Origin of the sequence: Bartonella rattimassiliensis 15908 (assembly GCF_000278215.1) — a bacterium.
Lineage (GTDB): Bacteria > Pseudomonadota > Alphaproteobacteria > Rhizobiales > Rhizobiaceae > Bartonella > Bartonella rattimassiliensis.
The window spans coordinates 167,064-186,580 of sequence record NZ_JH725065.1 but is presented as its reverse complement, the minus strand read 5'-3'; the positions used below and the strand labels follow the sequence as shown (position 1 = coordinate 186,580).

At 35.9% G+C, this 19,517-nt stretch carries 14 protein-coding genes; 13 read left to right on the top strand and 1 reads right to left on the bottom strand.

Annotation, left to right across the window (positions count from 1 at the left end; genetic code table 11):
* The first annotated feature begins 170 nt into the window (after positions 1-170).
* From MCY_RS03700 to MCY_RS03685, 4 genes are read left to right on the top strand one after another with little or no spacing between them, the layout of a single operon-like run.
* Positions 171-1,214: a hemin-degrading factor gene (locus MCY_RS03700; protein WP_007347032.1), complete on the top strand. Its 1,044-nt coding sequence runs from the start codon at positions 171-173 to the stop codon at positions 1,212-1,214.
* A gap of 11 nt (positions 1,215-1,225) precedes the next feature.
* Positions 1,226-2,131, top strand: a complete 906-nt coding sequence (locus tag MCY_RS03695) for a heme/hemin ABC transporter substrate-binding protein (protein ID WP_007347031.1) — start codon at positions 1,226-1,228, stop codon at positions 2,129-2,131.
* Positions 2,132-2,151: 20 nt separating this feature from the next.
* Positions 2,152-3,231, top strand: a complete 1,080-nt coding sequence (locus MCY_RS03690; RefSeq protein ID WP_007347030.1) for a FecCD family ABC transporter permease — start codon at positions 2,152-2,154, stop codon at positions 3,229-3,231.
* On the top strand, positions 3,228-4,034 hold the full coding sequence (locus tag MCY_RS03685; RefSeq protein WP_007347029.1) for a heme ABC transporter ATP-binding protein: 807 nt from the start codon (positions 3,228-3,230) through the stop codon (positions 4,032-4,034). Before MCY_RS03690 ends, MCY_RS03685 begins: the two co-directional genes overlap by 4 nt.
* A gap of 1,472 nt (positions 4,035-5,506) precedes the next feature.
* On the opposite strand, the gene MCY_RS03680 is transcribed toward MCY_RS03685, so the two are convergent.
* On the bottom strand, positions 5,507-6,481 hold the full coding sequence (locus tag MCY_RS03680) for a phage tail protein (protein WP_007347028.1): 975 nt from the start codon (positions 6,479-6,481) through the stop codon (positions 5,507-5,509).
* 1,339 nt (positions 6,482-7,820) lie between these two features.
* On the opposite strand from MCY_RS03680, the gene thiC reads away from it, so the two are divergent.
* The 9 genes from thiC (at position 7,821) to MCY_RS03635 (ending at position 19,508) form a co-directional block, all read left to right on the top strand.
* Positions 7,821-9,641, top strand: coding sequence for a phosphomethylpyrimidine synthase ThiC (thiC, locus tag MCY_RS03675; protein ID WP_007347027.1), 1,821 nt, complete (start codon positions 7,821-7,823; stop codon positions 9,639-9,641).
* Positions 9,638-10,588, top strand: a complete 951-nt coding sequence (locus tag MCY_RS03670; RefSeq protein WP_007347026.1) for an FAD-dependent oxidoreductase — start codon at positions 9,638-9,640, stop codon at positions 10,586-10,588. Before thiC ends, MCY_RS03670 begins: the two co-directional genes overlap by 4 nt.
* A gap of 20 nt (positions 10,589-10,608) precedes the next feature.
* The gene (gene thiS, locus MCY_RS03665) at positions 10,609-10,806 is read left to right on the top strand and encodes a sulfur carrier protein ThiS (RefSeq protein ID WP_007347025.1); all 198 of its coding nucleotides are present in this window, start codon (positions 10,609-10,611) and stop codon (positions 10,804-10,806) included.
* Positions 10,807-10,810: 4 nt separating this feature from the next.
* A complete protein-coding gene (locus MCY_RS03660; protein ID WP_007347024.1) occupies positions 10,811-11,581 on the top strand; it encodes a thiazole synthase in 771 nt (256 codons plus the stop codon).
* On the top strand, positions 11,581-12,186 hold the full coding sequence (locus MCY_RS03655) for a thiamine phosphate synthase (RefSeq protein WP_007347023.1): 606 nt from the start codon (positions 11,581-11,583) through the stop codon (positions 12,184-12,186). The genes MCY_RS03660 and MCY_RS03655 overlap by 1 nt, the downstream gene beginning before the upstream one ends.
* Positions 12,177-12,935 carry a hydroxymethylpyrimidine/phosphomethylpyrimidine kinase gene (locus MCY_RS03650; protein WP_007347022.1) on the top strand — a complete coding sequence of 253 codons (759 nt, stop codon included), beginning with the start codon at positions 12,177-12,179 and terminating at the stop codon, positions 12,933-12,935. The genes MCY_RS03655 and MCY_RS03650 overlap by 10 nt, the downstream gene beginning before the upstream one ends.
* A 443-nt stretch (positions 12,936-13,378) precedes the next feature.
* Positions 13,379-14,203 (top strand): uracil-DNA glycosylase, encoded by an 825-nt coding sequence (locus MCY_RS03645; RefSeq protein WP_007347021.1) that lies wholly within the window; start codon positions 13,379-13,381, stop codon positions 14,201-14,203.
* A gap of 72 nt (positions 14,204-14,275) precedes the next feature.
* Positions 14,276-16,903, top strand: a complete 2,628-nt coding sequence (gene pepN / locus MCY_RS03640) for an aminopeptidase N (RefSeq protein WP_007347020.1) — start codon at positions 14,276-14,278, stop codon at positions 16,901-16,903.
* A gap of 283 nt (positions 16,904-17,186) precedes the next feature.
* On the top strand, positions 17,187-19,508 hold the full coding sequence (locus MCY_RS03635) for an ATP-binding protein (RefSeq protein WP_007347019.1): 2,322 nt from the start codon (positions 17,187-17,189) through the stop codon (positions 19,506-19,508).
* Positions 19,509-19,517: the final 9 nt, after the last annotated feature.

The following is a 19,517-nucleotide window of genomic DNA, read 5'->3' as shown; positions in this document are numbered from 1 at the left end:
ATAGAAAAGTTTTGATTTTTTCTGTTTTATCATTTTTTGATTATTCTGCTGTTAGTGATAAAGGTATATGTTGTTGTGATAGATTGAACTCTTAAAGAGTTCAATCTATTGCTTTAGCGTTGTAGAGTTTGAAAGTTAGTTCTTAAACTAAGTAACATAAGGTAGAGTCCATGGCGCATACAGCTGAAATGATTATTCGTTTGCGTGAAGAAAAAAAAGAAATGCGAAACCGTGATTTTGCGGTTGCTATTGGTATATCTGAAGCGGAGCTTATTGCGGCTTATTGTACAATTGGGAAAGCAAAAAGACTACAAATTGATATTGCCATTTTTTTGGAAAGTGTACCCCATTTTGGAACAGTTATGGCTTTAACACGTAATGAATATGCTGTTCACGAAATTACAGGATGTTTTGAAAAAACTGTTCACAATAAACACGTCCCTATCACACTTGGTGAAATAGATCTGCGTATTTTTGCAAAGCAATGGAAATTTGGATTTGAATATGATGTAGTTATTCTTGGTAAGCCTGCAAAAAGTCTGCAATTTTTTGATCAATATGGGAGTGCTATTTTAAAAATTTATTCTAAGGACACTACGAATATGGAAGAATGGAGTAAGCTTGTTGAGAAGCTCCTTCTTGAAGATCAATCTTCTGCCTTAGATATTCTTCCCACTTCTGTTCCATCCCAGTGGAATAGTACAAATTTGGATATTGAACAATTCCGTGATTGTTGGCGAAAAATGACTGATGTACACCAACTTCATGATATTATTTCTAAGTTTAAAATCAATCGACATGATGCGGTGAAATATATTGGTCATGAATTTGCTAGTAAATTAAAGATAGAAGCTATTGAAGTGATGCTTAACCAAGCTGCACAGCAAAAGATACCTATTATGTGCTTTGTTGGAAACAGAGGATGTATCCAAATCTTTACGGGGCAAGTAAAAAATATTAAGAAAATGGGCCCGTGGCTTAATGTTCTTGATGATAAATTTGATCTGCATTTGCTTATTTCTGGTGTTGATAGCGTATGGTGTGTCCGTAAACCTACCAGTGGTGGTTATGTCAGCTCACTTGAAGTTTTCGATAAAAATGATGAAATGATTGTTCAATTTTTTGGTATGCGAAAAGAAGGTCAAAAAGAACGTGAAGATTGGCGTTCTTTATTGAAATCTCTGCCTCCATATCAAGAATTAAGCCTCGCTTAGAGAGATAAAATATGCTTACATTTCTTTTGCGCAGGAAACTAAGTTTTTTTCTCCTTTTTATGCTGCTTTCTCTTAGCTTCTTTTCGCAGCGAATCATCGCTGAACCTACTACACATTTCTCTGAAAATGCACGAATTGTCTCTATTGGTGGCTCTCTTACAGAAATTGTTTATGCATTAGGAGCACAAGATCAGCTTATTGCCCGCGATAGTACAAGCGTTTATCCAAAAGAAGCCCTCAAACTTCCCGTGCTTGGCTATATGCGTGCTCTTTCACCTGAAGGTGTTCTGTCCCTTGCTCCAGAAGGCATCTTACTTGTTGAAGGAAGCGGTCCTCCTTCAACAATTGAAATTCTCAAAAAAACATCAATCCCTATCGTGATCATACCAGAAAGTTATTCTCGAGAAAGTGTAATAGAGAAAATTCGTCTTGTTGGAAAAGCCATCAACCGTGAAGCACAAGCAGCTGCATTAATTCAAAAAGTAAGCCGTGCTTTTGTAGACAATGATGCTCTTTTAGCAAAAGTAACAAAACCAAAGCGTGTTCTTTTTATTTTCTCTGTGCAAAATGGACGCGTTATGGCATCTGGAACAGATACAGCGGCTGATGGTATCATAAGACTTTCAGGTGGTATTAATGCTATTACTGGCTATAAAGGGTATAAACTTCTCAATAACGAAGCGTTATTGAAAGCGAATCCTGATGTTATTTTGCTTATAAAACATAGTGGAAAATCCATTAATCTTGAAAAGATTTTAGCTATACCAGCAATTCAAGCAACAACTGCAGCCAAAAATCATGCTATTAAACAAATGGATGCTATGTATCTTTTAGGATTTGGTCCACGCACAGCAGATGCATCAAGAGAACTTATTCAGATGCTTTATGGTGCAAACCAAAATGATAAAAACGGATAGAATTGATAGAGAATCCATTCATGGTTTATGCATCTAAAACAAAAAAAAACAAAAAAATAAATCGCGAAAATTTGAGAAAAATATTCTTATTAGGTCTGATAATATTCCTCATCTTTAGTATTTTGAGTGGACTTTTTAATGGTGCTTCAAATATTTCTTTCCTTGAGTTTCTTTATATCATGTGTACGCAAGAATTTTCAGTAAGTAGTAAAACACATAATTATCTCATATTTGTTGATATAAGGCTTCCTCGCGTTATCCTAGGATTATTGATAGGGGCCGCTTTGGCTGTCTCTGGTGCTCTGATGCAAGGACTTTTCCGTAATCCTCTTGCTGATCCTGGAATTGTAGGTGTATCAGCAGGGGCCGGTCTTGGTGCTGTTTTAGCCATTGTTGTAGGTTTTGCCTTTCCTGTTTCATTTGCACCTTTTCTAGAACCTTACAAAGTTATCATAGGTGCTTTTTTTGGTGGGCTTTTATCAACCATTATTCTCTATATAATAGCAACGCATCATAGCTTTACCTCTATTGCAACTATGTTACTTGCCGGTATTGCTCTTGGTGCATTAAGCGGTGCTGTTATCGGAACGTTGATTTTTATTGCAAATGACCAGCAATTACGTGATATCACCTTTTGGAGTCTTGGCTCTCTTGCAGGCGCTACATGGTTGAAAGTATGGCTTGTTCTCCCTTTCATCTTTATTGGTCTTCTTTTTTCTCCCTTTTTATCACGAGCACTGAATGCTTTTGCGCTTGGAGAAGCTGTTGCTGGCCATATCGGTTTTCATATTCAACGCGTTAAAAATATTGCTATTCCTCTTGTTGCCCTTATGTGTGGTAGTGCTGTTGCTGTCAGTGGTGGTATTGGTTTTATTGGTATTATTGTTCCCCATATTTTGCGCCAGCTTATTGGTCCTGATCACCGCTATCTCATTCCTTGCTCTGCTCTTTTGGGAAGTTCATTACTTATTTTTGCTGATACGTTTGCACGTTTAGTTGTTGCTCCCGCAGAATTGCCAATTGGAATCGTAACAGCGCTTTTTGGTGCTCCCTGCTTTCTGTGGATTCTTATATGCAAACGAGGAGCGGACTTTTCATGATTGAAGCAACAGATATTTGCGTTCAGCGCGGAAAGAAACAGATTCTTAATCACATTAATCTTCAAGCTAAAAGCGGTGCTTTTACCATTATTATCGGTCCTAATGGATCGGGAAAAAGTACTTTTATCAAAGCATTGAGTGGGGAAATTTCTTACAGTGGAAAAATAACCTTAAATGGTTATGAGGTACGACAAACAAAAACTTATAAAATGGCAAAAATGCGTGCTGTATTACCACAATCAACAGCGCTCGTATTTCCATTCTTAGTCCATGAAGTTGTAGGTCTTGGCCTTTCTGTAAACCAATTGACCACTTCCAGAGCCGAATTGCAAAATCTTATCCAAAAAGCTTTAGAGCGCGTTGATCTTTCTAATTATGGTAACTTATATTATCACCAATTATCAGGTGGAGAACAAGCAAGAGTACAACTTGCGCGTGTTCTTTGCCAAATCTGGAAACCAATTTATAATGGAATTCCTCGCTGGATGATATTAGATGAACCTATTGCTAGCCTTGATATTCAGCATCAAATTATCGTTATGGATATTGCTAAACAATTTGCCCATTCTGGTGGGGGCGTTCTTACTGTTCTTCACGATCTCAATCTTGCGGCACATTATGCAGACAACATAATTTTACTCAAGGAAGGGAAAATTTATTGTGAAGGAAATGTGACTAACGTTTTGACAACACAAAATCTCCGCGATGTTTATCATTGTTCTTTAAACGTTTCTGAATTACCTAAAGAAAATATCCCATTTATACTTCCTCAAACAGCCTCCTCCTATAAAACTAAATCTTAAGGCTATTGGTTTTAATCTAAAATTAAAGTACATAGCAAAATAAAACACACAATTATTTAAGAATCTGTTTTATTTTACATGAACTTCTTTTCTGTGTTTTTAAAAAGAGATCCACATACTTCAAAGATCTTTTTGGAGTATTGAGGGGAAAACTACCTGTTGAAAATCCTTCAAGATTTTACATAGCTAAAAAACTTGATTTCTTTACTATCAGACCTTTTATAATACAAATTTATATAACATTAAATATGAGTTTTCCCACTTATCGCTCTTATCTTTATGAAAATGATTCAAAAAATATATACAAATGCTTTTTTCATAATAATTAGAGGTATTATTTATATTTTCTAAGGACCAGATAAAAATCAAATGCCGTTCTCCTATCCATAGAAGATTTATTTATGCCTTTAATGGCGCTATTTTTTTATAACGCATATGCTTTGATTGTTTTTCTAAATAAGTAAGTATCAATTTATAATGATTATTTATCAATCTCTAGAATCAAAAAGAATATTGAATATTATCATATTTTTTCCTTTTCTCTCTCTATAAAAAAATTGTTTACTGGCACATCATAAAAAGTAAACAATTGAATAAAATTTTTTTCAAATAAACTCAATAATTCTTCTTGTAGATCTCCTAATGTAAAAACAATGTATAGTAATATAAGGATGAAGAGAAAGTATAACGATAACGTTGATCTGTTACTTCATAAGCATAACGTTGCTTCCACTCAAAGTGGTATACCACTTACAGGTAAAATACATATTATAGCAATGCAAAGAAATGGAATTGACAAAAAGACGAGAAACCTTTCTATGAGAATGAATTAACTCATACAGGGGTACTATTTTTCGTAACAAAATGTTACAAATATTGCACTTTCTCATGCCTCAAATTGAATAATGTTATCACTTCAACCACTATCAAAATACCTTATGAAAAAATATGTTTTCAGATCACTTAACGACACATTTTAAATGATTTTTGATATATCTCCTTTATCTCATCACACAATTATAAAAAATTATAATTTTCTTATTCTTATAATAAATTATATCATTAGCTTTTCCTTCAAATCATTAAAAAATTATTCTTTGATTCTCCTAAATATCCTAGTTTTCTTTTCAAAGAGACATGTCTTAAAGCTCATCACCTCCATTTCACGACGGTGCCCATAAATGGTATAACGATACCCCCCATAAATAAGATAAAATTTAAGAGCATCATCACACTATCTATCAACTCTTGGGTGTTGCTACATCCCTTATATCCCATCAATTTAATTTGGGAAGAGTTACAATAAGAGAATCTTACGATACTCGAGGTTTTAATTCAAGTTGAAAATAGATTATTTATCTTTATAAATCAATATATTGTCTTTTTATATGCATAAGAATAACGCGGACCGTAGATCTGCTCCGCGTTAACAAAATTACCAGAATGTATAGATTTTTATTCCTCAATCATACTCATGATTTTATAGCATAGATAACAGTTGTATTAACAGGTCGCGTTTCTGCCTCACCCGTATGAGAAAGAGTTACCTTGTGTGTATGTGCTCCAGCAGAAGCTGTTGTTCCTTTCAAGGTAGCATTATAAGTATAATAATTCGAATGCCTCCCAATATTACCAGTTTCCCATCCAACTCCTTTATACTCAAAATCGTGTGTATGCTCTCCTGCTTTTTCAATGGTTCCAATATGCGTATGTGATTTTATGCTATCTTGTTGTTCATCGGCAAATTTTCTATTACCATCTAAACCACGACCATCATCAAAGCCGCGTAAAAACATGCCTCTAAAATCAGGAACTCTAAAAGTTTTATAGCTATCTTTTCCCCATTTATCACCTATTGCCCTAAATAACTGCGGATAATCTTCACACTTATAGGCCTTACCATCACATAAAAGCCAACCATTTGGCACCTTTTGCATCGCAAATGTTGCAATGAATCCAGCAGGAAAACTTTCTATCTTCGGTGGTGTAGGATTTAATAAATACCATCCCTCATGTTCTTTTATGAAAACACCGTTATTATATACCATTTCATAAATGCCACCAGTTTGCAATTCTCCCCCTTCTAATGGTCTAATACCCGCATCGGTAGCTTTATAGATAAGCTTTTCTCCTATATTATTAACAGTTATTGTCGTCGTGCCAATATTTACGCCACGAGCTTTAAAACGTATAATAATATCGTTGTTGTAGTTCTTAATCGGCGAAACTGTCTTTAAGGTAATTAATGTTGTTTTATCTTCCGCGTTTACCATAAAGCTTGAGTTAATAGATCCACCATTATCTGCAAGATATTCACGCACGCGCTGCATCATCGCCCGTGCACTATCATTGACAGAGCTAGGCGGCTGACCTTCTGCCCAATTAATGATACTATCTGAATGAGCATTTTCATCAGCTTTTAGCGACCAATCATAAATGTTAGACATTTTAAATCCCCCATTATTTTCATCGTTTTTTTAATAATTTTTTTCTGCACACTAGAATGTGCAGCCGCTATTTATTGCTACATCACAACCACTACATCCTCTATTTTTACGTATTTTGTCTCTCTTTACTCCTTTCAATTTAATAACCTCAATTCATTAGACATTTTTCATAACATCAGCATTAATGCTACCACTGCTAATATAACTTCCTTATCTGAGATTGCTAATATATCGTTTTATTGCTTTGCTGATGCTATATATTTAAACTTTCAATATTTTGTATTTTGTTGCAAAATTTACAAAGGCTGTTCAAATTTTTCCTTACTATGGATTTCATAGAATGTGATAACTTGTCATCTGCAAAGTTTCTGATTTAAATTTTTAATAAGATATTTTATTTTTTTAATATGTTAAATCTATCTTTTGACTGTGATTTTTATTCATAACAATTCAACAGTTAGCCTCAAATTTTTTACATATTATATCTTTAATTTATAGGCAAATACTTTGCTTTATCTTATTCAATTTATTCCTGAAATTGTGCTACAAAATTAGCACCAATATTTTTTGAATAGACTTCTTCTCAACTTCAATATATCATAAGGAATATATTCGATGCGATAACTCTTCTCTCTTCAATGATCTGAGATACTCAAAAGATATCGCCCCCTCAAGCTGAAGATTGCATCTAATTCAGATAGTAAGAAATATAACCTAGACTTAAACCTTTTATGGACACACATCATCGGTTTATAAAACTCAACTCTCTGTAACCGCCTGTTCTCCTCCCGCACTTACAAACGGCTTTCTCGACATATATATTTTATTATATGTATATTTTTTTTGCAAGAACAATAAATTCTTCTGAACATAATCTTGCAATTACTCTTTAATTCATTGCAATATAAAAGTAAGTATTCTCCAAACTATTTTGCTAACTCATCTACCTCATCAATCCAAATAAAAAATGCTCTATCGATTTAATATCCCCTCAGCTGTCAAAGATAATTTCTTAATATTGTAGTTTATCGCTTCATAATATCTACTTTCATTCTCAAAAAACACACCAAAATCGTTAAAAATATATCTTTGTGATTGACAATGTCGGTATTTAAGCCAATCATATCCGTACTAATAAAAGTGTTTAATATGGGGGAATGCAGATATTATTGAGATATTGCATTAATCTTTTCAAAATAAATTTTCTTAAGCTTTATTGAAGATCGCTTGCTACAGGATGTTATAAGCATTTCTTCATTCAAGAGTATATAATTGATCATTTGAATATATCCCCATGACACCTTAATTTTTGAACTCTGTGTTTAGAAGGAAAAAATTTGTGCCGAAAAATATTCCATCAATCAGTTGTAGTCCCTTTCCCGCCTCACGTAAAATTTATCAACAAAGTCCTCTTTTTTCTAATGTGCGTGTTCCATTTCGTGAAATTTCATTGACCGATGGTAGTGGTGAAAAACCTTTAAATGTTTACGATACTTCTGGGCCCTATACCGACAAAGATGCAATCATTGATCTTACAAAAGGTTTACCCGCAATTGGCTCATCTTGGCTCTTTCAGCGTGCTGATACTGAATCTTACCCTGCTCGCTCAGTTAAACCTGAAGATAACGGATTAACGAGCTCTCCTATACCAGAATTTGAACAAAAACGACCTGTTTTACGAGCCAAAAGTGGAAAAGAAATTACACAAATGGCATATGCACGCGCAGGTATTATTACCGCCGAAATGGAATATGTTGCTATACGAGAAAATGAAGGGCTAGCAATAAAAGATCAACAAAAAGTGCACTCAAATATATCACATGAAGAAATACCAGAAATTTATACTGCAGAATTCGTTCGGAATGAAATTGCAAACGGACGAGCCATTATTCCGCAAAATATCAACCATCCAGAATGCGAACCAATGATTATTGGACGTAATTTTCGTGTTAAAATTAATGCCAATATTGGCAATTCAGCGGTAACTTCATCAATGTCAGAAGAAGTTAATAAAATGGTTTGGGCTATTCGTTGGGGAGCTGATACAGTTATGGATCTCTCGACAGGGCGGAATATTCACAATATTCGTGAGTGGATTATTCGAAATTCTCCAGTACCCATTGGAACTGTTCCTCTTTATCAAGCACTCGAAAAGGTACAAGGAATTGCTGAAAATTTAACATGGGATATTTTTCGCGATACTCTTATAGAACAAGCAGAACAAGGTGTTGATTATTTCACTATTCATGCAGGATTAAGATTACCATTTATTCCTATGACTATTGATCGTGTAACAGGTATTGTTTCACGAGGTGGTTCCATTATAGCAAAATGGTGTCTCCATCATCACAAAGAAAGCTTTCTCTATGAACATTTTGATGAAATTTGTGATATTGCAAGGACATACGATATCTCTCTTTCATTAGGAGATGGATTACGCCCTGGCTCTATTGCCGATGCCAATGATGAAGCACAATTTGCCGAACTTCAAACTTTAGGAGAATTGACAAAAATTGCTTGGGAAAAAAATGTACAGGTTATGATTGAAGGACCAGGACATGTTCCAATGCACAAAATTAAAGAAAATATGGAGCAACAATTCAATCTTTGTCATGAAGCACCTTTTTATACTTTGGGACCTCTTACTACTGATATTGCTCCCGGTTATGACCATATTACATCAGCAATTGGTGCTGCTATGATTGGATGGTTTGGAACTGCCATGTTGTGCTATGTAACGCCTAAAGAACATTTAGGACTTCCCGATAAAAATGACGTTAAAACTGGAGTCATCACTTATAAAATTGCCGCTCATGCTGCTGATCTTGCAAAAGGTTTACCCAGAGCACAGTTACGCGATAACGCTCTTTCACGCGCACGATTTGACTTTAGATGGCATGATCAATTCAACTTGTCTCTTGATCCAGAAACAGCTTGTAGCTTTCATGATGAAACAATGCCTAAAGATGCCCATAAATTAGTGCATTTTTGTTCTATGTGTGGACCAAAATTCTGTTCGATGCGTATTTCCCATAATATTCGTGATGCTGCAGCACTCAAAAAAATAAAAGGTGAAGGTATGATTGCTATGGCTGAAAAATATCAAAAAAGTGGTGACCTTTATGTTGAAGCATCTCAAAAAAAGAGAGTAAATAGTTGAAAAATATTCTTATCAAAGGTGCGGGAGTTGCTGGTTTAACCGTTGCTTTTATGTTACAACAAAAAGGCGCTCGTGTTACTGTATCAGCGCCTCTAAACTCTCCTATAGGATCATCCAGTTGGTATGCAGGAGGAATGTTAGCTCCTCATTGTGAAAAAGAAAATACTAAACAGATTGTTGAAGACCTTGGTGTACAAGCTATAAAATGGTGGCGCAAAACATTTCCAAATCTTGTTATCCAAAAAGGTACTTTAGTGGTGGCTCCTATACGCGATAGAGGAGAACTTGAACGATTTTCACTTCGCACACATCATCATAGAACCATAAACCGTGAAGAAATAGCTCATCTTGAACCAGATATTGCTGAACGTTTCGATTGCGCGCTTTTTTATGAAAATGAAGCTCATCTGGATCCTCGTAAAGCGCTTATTGCTTTAAAAGAAATTCTGATAAAAAATGGTGCATATTTTGTTGATATCAAAACATCCGAAACAAATTTTGATATAATTATCGATTCAACAGGAATAGCCCGTTTAGGAAAAGATAAAAATATACGAGGAGTGCGAGGTGAAATGCTGCTCGTGCGGAGTACAGATATTAAACTTTCCCGCCCAATTCGTCTCCTCCATCCACGATTTCCTTTATATATTGTTCCGCGGCAAGATGATATTTTCATGATTGGCGCAACGATGATTGAAAGTGACTTTGGTGGTGCAATCTCTGTGAGATCCATGATGGAATTGCTCAACGCGGCTTATACATTGCACCCTGCTTTTGCCGAAGCAGAAATTATTGAATCCGGCGTTGGTGTCCGTCCAGCTTATCCTGATAACTTCCCTTCTGTATGCAAATATGGTAACCATATCTCTATTAATGGATTTTATAGACATGGTTTTCTTTTGTCTCCGGAAATGGCAAAACGAGCAATGAGGTTGGCATTGGGATAAAATTGGCATTGGGATAAAAAATGAAAATATTTGTTAATGGTCAAAAAATTCAAACAGAAGCCACTTTTCTTAGTCTTTTGCTTGTGGAATTGGGATATGAAGGAGATTGGCTAGCAACTGCTGTTAATGCTGAAGTTATTCCTGTGAAGGCGCGCGACAAATTTATTTTGCATGAAGGAGATAAAGTAGAAATTTTAAGCCCAATGCAAGGAGGTTAAGATTATGTTGAATCTTTATGGACGTGAATTCTCATCCCGTCTTATGTTAGGTACAGCGCAATATCCTTCTCCTGCTATCCTTCGTGATGCTATTCAGAAATCGAATACAGAAATTGTAACCGTTTCATTACGTCGAGAAAGTGCGGGTGGAAAACAAGGGGGGCAGTTTTGGCAATTTCTTCAAGAACTCAATATAACGATACTTCCCAATACCGCTGGTTGTTATACTGTTAAAGAAGCTGTAACGACAGCCCATTTAGCTCGTGATCTTTTTAAAACCTCTTGGATTAAACTTGAAATTATCGGTAATTCAGATACCTTACAGCCAAATGTTTTTTCTTTAATTGAAGCAGCAAAAATTTTAAACAGTGAAAATTTCAAAGTTTTTGCTTATACAACCGATGATCTCATTGTTGCTGAAAAACTTTTAGATGTTGGTTGCTTTGTTATTATGCCTTGGTGTGCACCTATTGGATCAGCCAAAGGCCCTCATCATACTGATGGGCTGCGCTCTATCCGTGCTTACCTTCCTGATGTTACTCTTGTTATTGATGCCGGTATTGGGCGTCCATCCCATGCCACTGTCGCTATGGAGCTTGGTTACGATGCAGTCCTTCTTAATACCGCAGTTGCCAAAGCTGGTGATCCTGTTTTAATGGCTGAAGCATTTTCTAAAGCTATTCAGGCAGGACGTATGGGATATAAAGCAGGTATTCTTGAAGCGCGCAATGTAGCAGTCCCTTCAACCCCCGTCATTGGAAAAGCGGTATTTTAATGAAATTAGATCCTTTTTACCTCATCGTTGACAATGCTGATTGGATTGAACGCTTGGTCCCTCTTGGTATCAAACTTATACAATTACGGATGAAAGATGAAGATCTTAAAACGATCAGTCAACATATCAAGCGCGCAAAAAATATATGTGATAAATGGGGAGCACAATTAATTATTAATGATCACTGGGCCATTGCTATTGATGAAAAATGCAATTTTATTCATCTTGGGCAAGAAGATCTAAGCAATGCTGATCTTCCTGCAATTCGTAAAAATGGTATAAGATTTGGTCTTAGCACCCATGATGAACATGAATTGGATATCGCGCTCTCTATTAACCCTGACTATATTGCTCTTGGTCCTATTTATCCGACAATCTTAAAAAAAATGAAATGGCAACCTCAAGGATTAGAAAAAATCAAACAATGGAGAAATCGGATTGGTGCCTTACCTTTCGTTGGCATTGGTGGTTTAAACCCAAAACGTGCAATAGACATTTTGAAAGCAGGAGCCAATAGCGCGGCTGTTGTAACCGACATTATCCTCCATAAAAAACCCGAAGTGCGGGTACAACAATGGATCAAGGTAACCCAACCATGGCGTTAACCCCTTCTATTCTCATTGTTGCAGGCACTGATCCAACAGGAGGTGCTGGTATTGTTCGTGATATAGAAACAACTGCATATTTTCACATAAAAATAAATTTAGCCATCACTTGTGTAAATGTACAAGATGATCATCACGTTGCTAAAGTTGTACCCATGAATGAAAAGCTTGTTGCCGAGCAAATGCGCATAGCCCTAGAGGCTCATTCAATCAACGCAATAAAAATTGGCATGACAGGAAATCAAGCAATTATAGCAGCAATTTGTCATGTACTCGAAGATTATCCCCATATTCCGGTTATTCTTGATCCTGTACTGATTGCTTCATCGGGCGGAAAACTGACAACGGAAAAAATCATAGAAACTATAATCAATCAGCTTCTTCCACACGTTACTCTTTTAACACCAAATAGAAACGAACTCGCTCTTCTAAGCCAAACTCCATTGGCATTTCATCATAAGCAAGCTATCGAACAAGCAAAAAAGCTTTTGTCATTGGGTGCACGCTCTATCTTAGTAAAAGGTGGACATGCAGATGGTCCTCTTGCAATTGATAGCCTCATTGACAAAACTGAAATCATAAATATTTCTGCTCCACGTTTAAAAGGAACAATGCGTGGAACAGGTTGCATTCTCTCGAGTGCTATTGCTGCTCACTTAGCATTAAATGAACCTCTTATTTCAGCCGTAAAAAAAGCAAAAGCATATACCCACACTTTGCTTTTAACTCATTGTAAAAACAACTTTTAAAATCTTAGTATTTTCTCATACAAAAATAATATTTATATAGTTCATTTATATGTTTAATATTTTTTAATAAAAATTATTTAATAAAGATGAAAATTTATACTTAAATTTACAAATAAAATACTATAAAAATTATTTTCATTAATTATTAAATATAAAATATAATGGTCAAAAATACTATTATTTATATCACTCACATTCAGTAGAAAATGCTCTTATTATATAAAGAGATTAATCTGTTTAAAAAGCTAAAATAGTGCATTTAAATAAATTGTGCATTTTAAAATGTATATAATTGCAAGAACCTGCATTTTACAATCTGACTTTATTTTGAACAGAGAAAATGCTATCATCGTTCTTATACATTAATACTAACGAATATATTTATAAAATTTGAAGGATGATTTTGTTTGATCTATAATAGCTAGATCATTAGAAAAAATAAAATGTTAAATCAAACCCCATGCTCAATTTCCTATGAAGAACTCTTAAACTTTTATAAAGAAAGTGGTGTAGATGCTGTTCTGACAGATTTACCTATTGATCGTTTTAAGAAATCTGCTTGTTCAGAGAAAAAATTAGCACCTATTATTAATATTTCTCATAATCAACAGACATCTCCAGCCATAAAATTAGATAATCATCCACTGCATAACTCTAGGGTTATACAAAACGAACCCGCCGCTATAGAGAGTGCAAAAAATGCAAAGACACTTGATGAATTAAAATCTGCTCTCCTTGCCTTTAATGGCTGTTCATTAAAATTAACGGCAAAAAACACTTGTTTTTCAGATGGAACAGCAGGAAGCCCCCTGATGCTCATAGGCGAAGCACCAGGACGAGAAGAGGATCTACAAGGAATTCCTTTTGTGGGAAAAGCAGGAATGTTACTTAATAAAATTCTCGCATCAATTGGCTTAACAAGAAATAATGTTTACATTGCTAACACTATCCCTTGGCGTCCACCAGGAAATCGTACACCAACACCAAGAGAAGTTGCATTGTGCCGCCCTTTCATTGAACGGCACATTTATTTAGCTCGTCCTCGTGTTCTTATAGCACTGGGGGGTGTTGCTGCACAGCTTCTCACCGGATCTCAAAACGGAATTATCCGAACACGAGGGAAATGGCATATTTATGAAAGCGAGGATATCAAAATACCTGTTATGCCAACTTTCCATCCAGCTTATCTTCTCCGAACCCCTAGTCAAAAGAAGCTTACATGGATGGACTTCTTAGAAGTAAAAAATCACCTCGATAGCCTTTTGTAATTCTTTAGTCCTATCTTGATTATAAAATTAAATAGCCTTTTCTAACTCTTAAAATACAAATGGGAAAAAACTATGGAACAACCAACAAAATCTATTTATCGTTTGGAAGACTACCAGCCAACCCCTTATGCTATCCCCAAAACACAGCTTTCTTTCCAATTGGCACCAACAAAAACCTATGTTACAGCTATATTGTCTATCGAGCCCCGTCACGATACAAAAGAATTAATACCCCTTGTACTTTCTGGCGATGATCTTACTTTAATTTCTGTTGCAATTAATGGTGAGATATTAGCTCCAAACACTTATACAGTTACGCCTTCACGTTTAGAAATCACAATGCCACCAACGGTTCCTTTTACATTGAAATTGGTTACGGAAGTGAATCCTGAAAGCAACCGCCAACTTATGGGGCTTTATCTTTCAAATGGTGTTTATTGCACACAATGTGAATCGGAAGGTTTTCGTCGTATTACTTATTTTTATGACCGCCCAGATATCCTTTCTACCTATAGAGTGAAAATTGAAGCAGATTCTCAAACAGTCCCCATTTTGCTTTCAAACGGTAATCTGGTGGAAACAGGAACTTTGGAGAATAATCGCCATTTTGCCATTTGGGAAGACCCTTACCCCAAACCATCTTATCTCTTTGCTTTAATAGGTGGCAATCTTGATAAGTTAGAAGACCATTTTACAACTATATCCGGACGACGTATTGAGCTTGGTATTTATGTAGAAAAAGGAAAAACCCAACGTGCAACCTATGCAATGGATGCTCTCAAACGTTCCATGCGTTGGGATGAACAATGTTTCGGACGCGAATATGATCTTGATGTTTTCAATATTGTTGCTGTTTCAGACTTTAACATGGGGGCAATGGAAAACAAAGGACTCAACATTTTTAATGATAAATACGTTCTTGTCAATCCTGAAACAGCAACCGATCAGGATTATAGAAATGTTGAACGTGTCATTGCCCATGAATATTTCCATAATTGGAGCGGTAATCGTGTTACCTGTCGTGATTGGTTTCAACTCTGTTTAAAAGAAGGATTCACTGTTTATCGTGATCAGGAATTTTCATCAGATCAAAATGTACGCAGCCTACAGCGAATTGAAGATGTGAAAATATTAAAAGCGACGCAATTTGCCGAAGATGCAGGACCTCTTGCTCATCCTGTTCGCCCTCGTCAATATAGCCAAATTAATAATTTTTACACCACAACGGTTTACGAAAAAGGTGCTGAGATTGTTCGCATGATACGAACAATTTTAGGACCTTCTCTGTTTCGGAAAGGCACTAATCTTTATTTTCAACGTCATGATGGACAAGCTTGTACAATTGAAGATTTTATCGCCTGTTTTGCTGAAGTGTCTGGCCAAGACTTTTCCCAATTCATGCTGTGGTATGAACAAGCTGGAACCCCCAATGTAGAAATCGATAGTCATTATAGCGATGGTGTTTTAACAATTCATGCAAAGCAACATATTCCCGCAACCCCACAACAAAATACAAAAAAGCCCATGCTTATCCCTATCGCATTTGGCTTGTTAGGATCTAACGGAGAAATCCTCACCTATGAAGCCGATACAGGAATTCAATCAGACGTCATGCTTTTGTCCAAAGAAAATCAAACATTTACATTAAAAGGACTGCGTGAAAAACCCATTTTGTCACTGCTGAGAGACTTTTCTGCGCCAATCATCCTAAACACTCCATTCAATGAAAGAGAACTTATTTTTCTTGTACAAAATGATGACAATCACATCAATCGTTGGCAATCTCTTAATCATTTAATGACGCAAGCTTTGGTTCAAAGCATTCAAGATAAAACACAAGAAAAAGAAACAATCTCCCCTGCTTTGCTAGACCTGATTGAAAATATTATAACAGACGAAAACTTAGAGCCCGAGTTTCGTGCTTTCTGTTTAAATTTACCTAGTGAAATTGAGCTTGCTCATATAATTGGTCAAAATATTGATCCAGATCGTATTCATTATGTTCGCAATCAGTTTCTAGTTTCACTTGCACAAACACATCAAACACTTTTAACAAAATTTTATGTGCAAATGCAAACCCAAGAGCCCTATTTACCAAACACTGTACAAACTGGAAAGCGAGCCTTGAAAAATATAATATTGGATTATCTTTCTATTGCTGAAGCCAATCCAAATCGTGCTGCGAAACAATATGAAATAGCTGATAATATGACTGACCGTATGGCGAGTATCACTGTTCTCGTGAAACATTTTAATAAAAGTGAGCAGACAAAAAATGCCTTAAATGATTTTGAAAACCGCTATCGACATGACCCTTTAGTCATGGATAAATGGTTTTCTATTCAAGCAATGGTTGCTGGCGCATCAACACTCGAGAATGTTCAAAAGCTTATGCGACACCCGCTGTTTTCAAAAGATAATCCTAATCGTGTACGTTCCCTAGTCGGTGTCTTTGCATCTAACAACCTCACGGGTTTTAACAGGATGGATGGAGCTGCTTATCATTTTCTTTGCCAAATCATTTTGGAAATTGACAAAAAAAATCCACAGCTCGCTTCACGATTATTAACAATGATGCGCTCTTGGCGACAATTAGAACCTATTCGGCAACAAAAACTTAAAATTGAATTAAAGATGATTGCTGCTGCGCCAAAATTATCAAGCGATGTTTCTGATATCATCAATCGTCTTCTTACTTAAAAAGTATTTTAAATCAATATATTATAATATTTAAAAGTAAATTCTACAAAATCATCGATTATCATTAAGCCTATAAACAGGCAATCTAAGCCTGTTTATAGGCCATGTTTAAAATGCCTTTTCCTTTTCATGTTCCAAGTTCATAAAAGTTAAAGTTGTTTTTTTTTAAAAAAAATACTGGACAGAAGACTCCTGTTTTGATTCACTGTACTTTCATGGGGTTTACTCATGAAAATGGAAGCAGTTTTTAAATCGCATTATTCCGGAATTAAAGGAACAAGAGATGACTAAATTGGATGCATATAATGCGCCAACAGAGATCTATGCTGATTCAAAATCAAGTGCTCAAAGTCAGAAAGCGCAAACAAAGCATATTCATCTGCTTTCTGGCTCTGCCTATCAAAAACTTCTCTTTATTGAACCTTGGTTGCGACGCTCACTTCCATTTGTCATTGTGGCATTTCTTATTGTCATTGCAGCAATTCGTTTTATATCAATCTATGATTGGCGCGATACAATCGATAAAAATACACGTTCTACCATCATTCTCTTAGCTTCTCATATTACCAATACAATCGATCATGATTTATTGGCTGTTTCTCAACAAGGAAAAGTTTCTGCCCTTTCTCCTAATCATTTGCAAAATATCATCAATACTTTTCGTCATAAAGATCTTATTACGCCCAACACTCTAATCGCCATCGTTGATCAAAAAGGCAATGTCTTGGCTTCATCTAATTCACAGATCACTTTGGGGAAACCTTTGCAAAATTTTATCTCTGATAGCATTGCTTTACAATCTCTTGGACAACACACTGGAGTTATGAAAATCACAATAGGAAGAGATACTCCAGCTCTTGCTTCATTTCACCAAACAGAAAATGGACAATATAGCGTATTCATTAGTGAAACGATACAAGATAGCACTCTGAAATGGCGCAATTTTTTTTCGCTTAATATAACTCTATTCATCGGAACAAGCGCTATTATTCTCGTTCTTCTTTATGCTTATTATAATCAACTAGTTCGAGCACGTAAGACAGATATTATTTCAGAAAAAATTCAAAACCGTATTGATATGGCAATGATGCGTGGACGTTGTGGATTGTGGGATTGGAATATGGCAAGTGGACGCGTCTACTGGTCACGAGCAATGTACGAAATGCTCGGCTATGTCCCTCAAGATGCATTGCTTTCAATTTCCCAAATTAGCGCCATTATTAATCCAAATGATGCCAATTTTTTTGATATTGCTCAAGAGTTAATGGGGGGCAAAAAAAATCATATTGATATCAATATTCCCATGCGTCATGCTGATGGTCATTATGTATGGATGCGACTTCGTGCCGAAGTTACTGATGAAGAAGAACCCCATTTGGTTGGTATTTCGTTCGACATTAGTGAACAACAACAATTGGCTGAACAAACAGCTCGAGCAGATCTTCGTATCCGCGATGCAATTGAAAACATTTCAGAATCTTTTGTCTTGTGGGATGCCGAAGGACGCTTAGTTATGTCCAATAGTAAATTTTGCGAATATGCCACTATCCCTAAACAAATTCTACAATCAGGTATCCAACGTGCAACCGTCGAAGCCATGGCCCGCCCTGCCATCAGTGAATATCCCCTTAAAGATGATGGGAATGGTAACTTAACCAGTATTCGCCAAACTGCAGATGGTTTTTGGCTTAAAATTAATGAACGGAGAACTCAAGACGGAGGGCTGGTTTGTATTGGTACTGATATTTCTGAGCTTAAACAACAACAGGAAAAATTTGAAGACAGTGAAAGGCGTCTTTTTTCTTTTATTCAAGAACTCAAACGTACGCGAGGAAGTGCTCAACAACGCGCAACAGAAGTTGAAAAACTTAATAAAAGTCTGAAAGCAGAAAAAGAACGTGCCGAAAGTGCTAATAAGGCTAAATCAGAATTTTTAGCCAATATGTCTCACGAATTGCGGACTCCACTAAATGCTATTCTCGGCTTTTCAGATATCATGTTGCAATCGACTTTTGGCCCTCTTGGTTCACAACGCTATAAGGAATATATGCGTGATATTTACAATTCAGGAACTCATCTTCTAACTCTTATCAACGACATCCTTGATATGTCAAAAATTGAGGCTGGAAGGTTTACGCTTGATTGTAAAAATACTGATCTTGAACCCATCATTAGTGAAGCAGTACGGACACTAACGCCTCAAGCACAAGAAAAAAATATTGTTGTTACAACAAACATTACCCCAGAACTTCATGCTGAAGTTGATGGTCGTGCAATGAAACAGATTTTCCTTAATCTCATCTCTAATGCGGTTAAATTTACTCCTTCTGGCGGTAATATTGATGTCTGCGCTTTTAGAAAAAGAAATAATCTTATTTTTAAAATTACAGATACAGGCGTTGGCATTCCCCAATCAGCAATTAAAAAACTCGGGCAACCTTTTGAACAAGTTGAAAATCAGCTTACTAAATCTCATACGGGTTCAGGTCTTGGATTAGCCATTTCACGCTCTCTGTTAGAGCTACACAAAGGAAAACTTGAAATTACTTCAAAAGAAATGAAAGGAACAACAGTAACAATTATAATGCCCATCACACAAAGTTAAATTTATTTT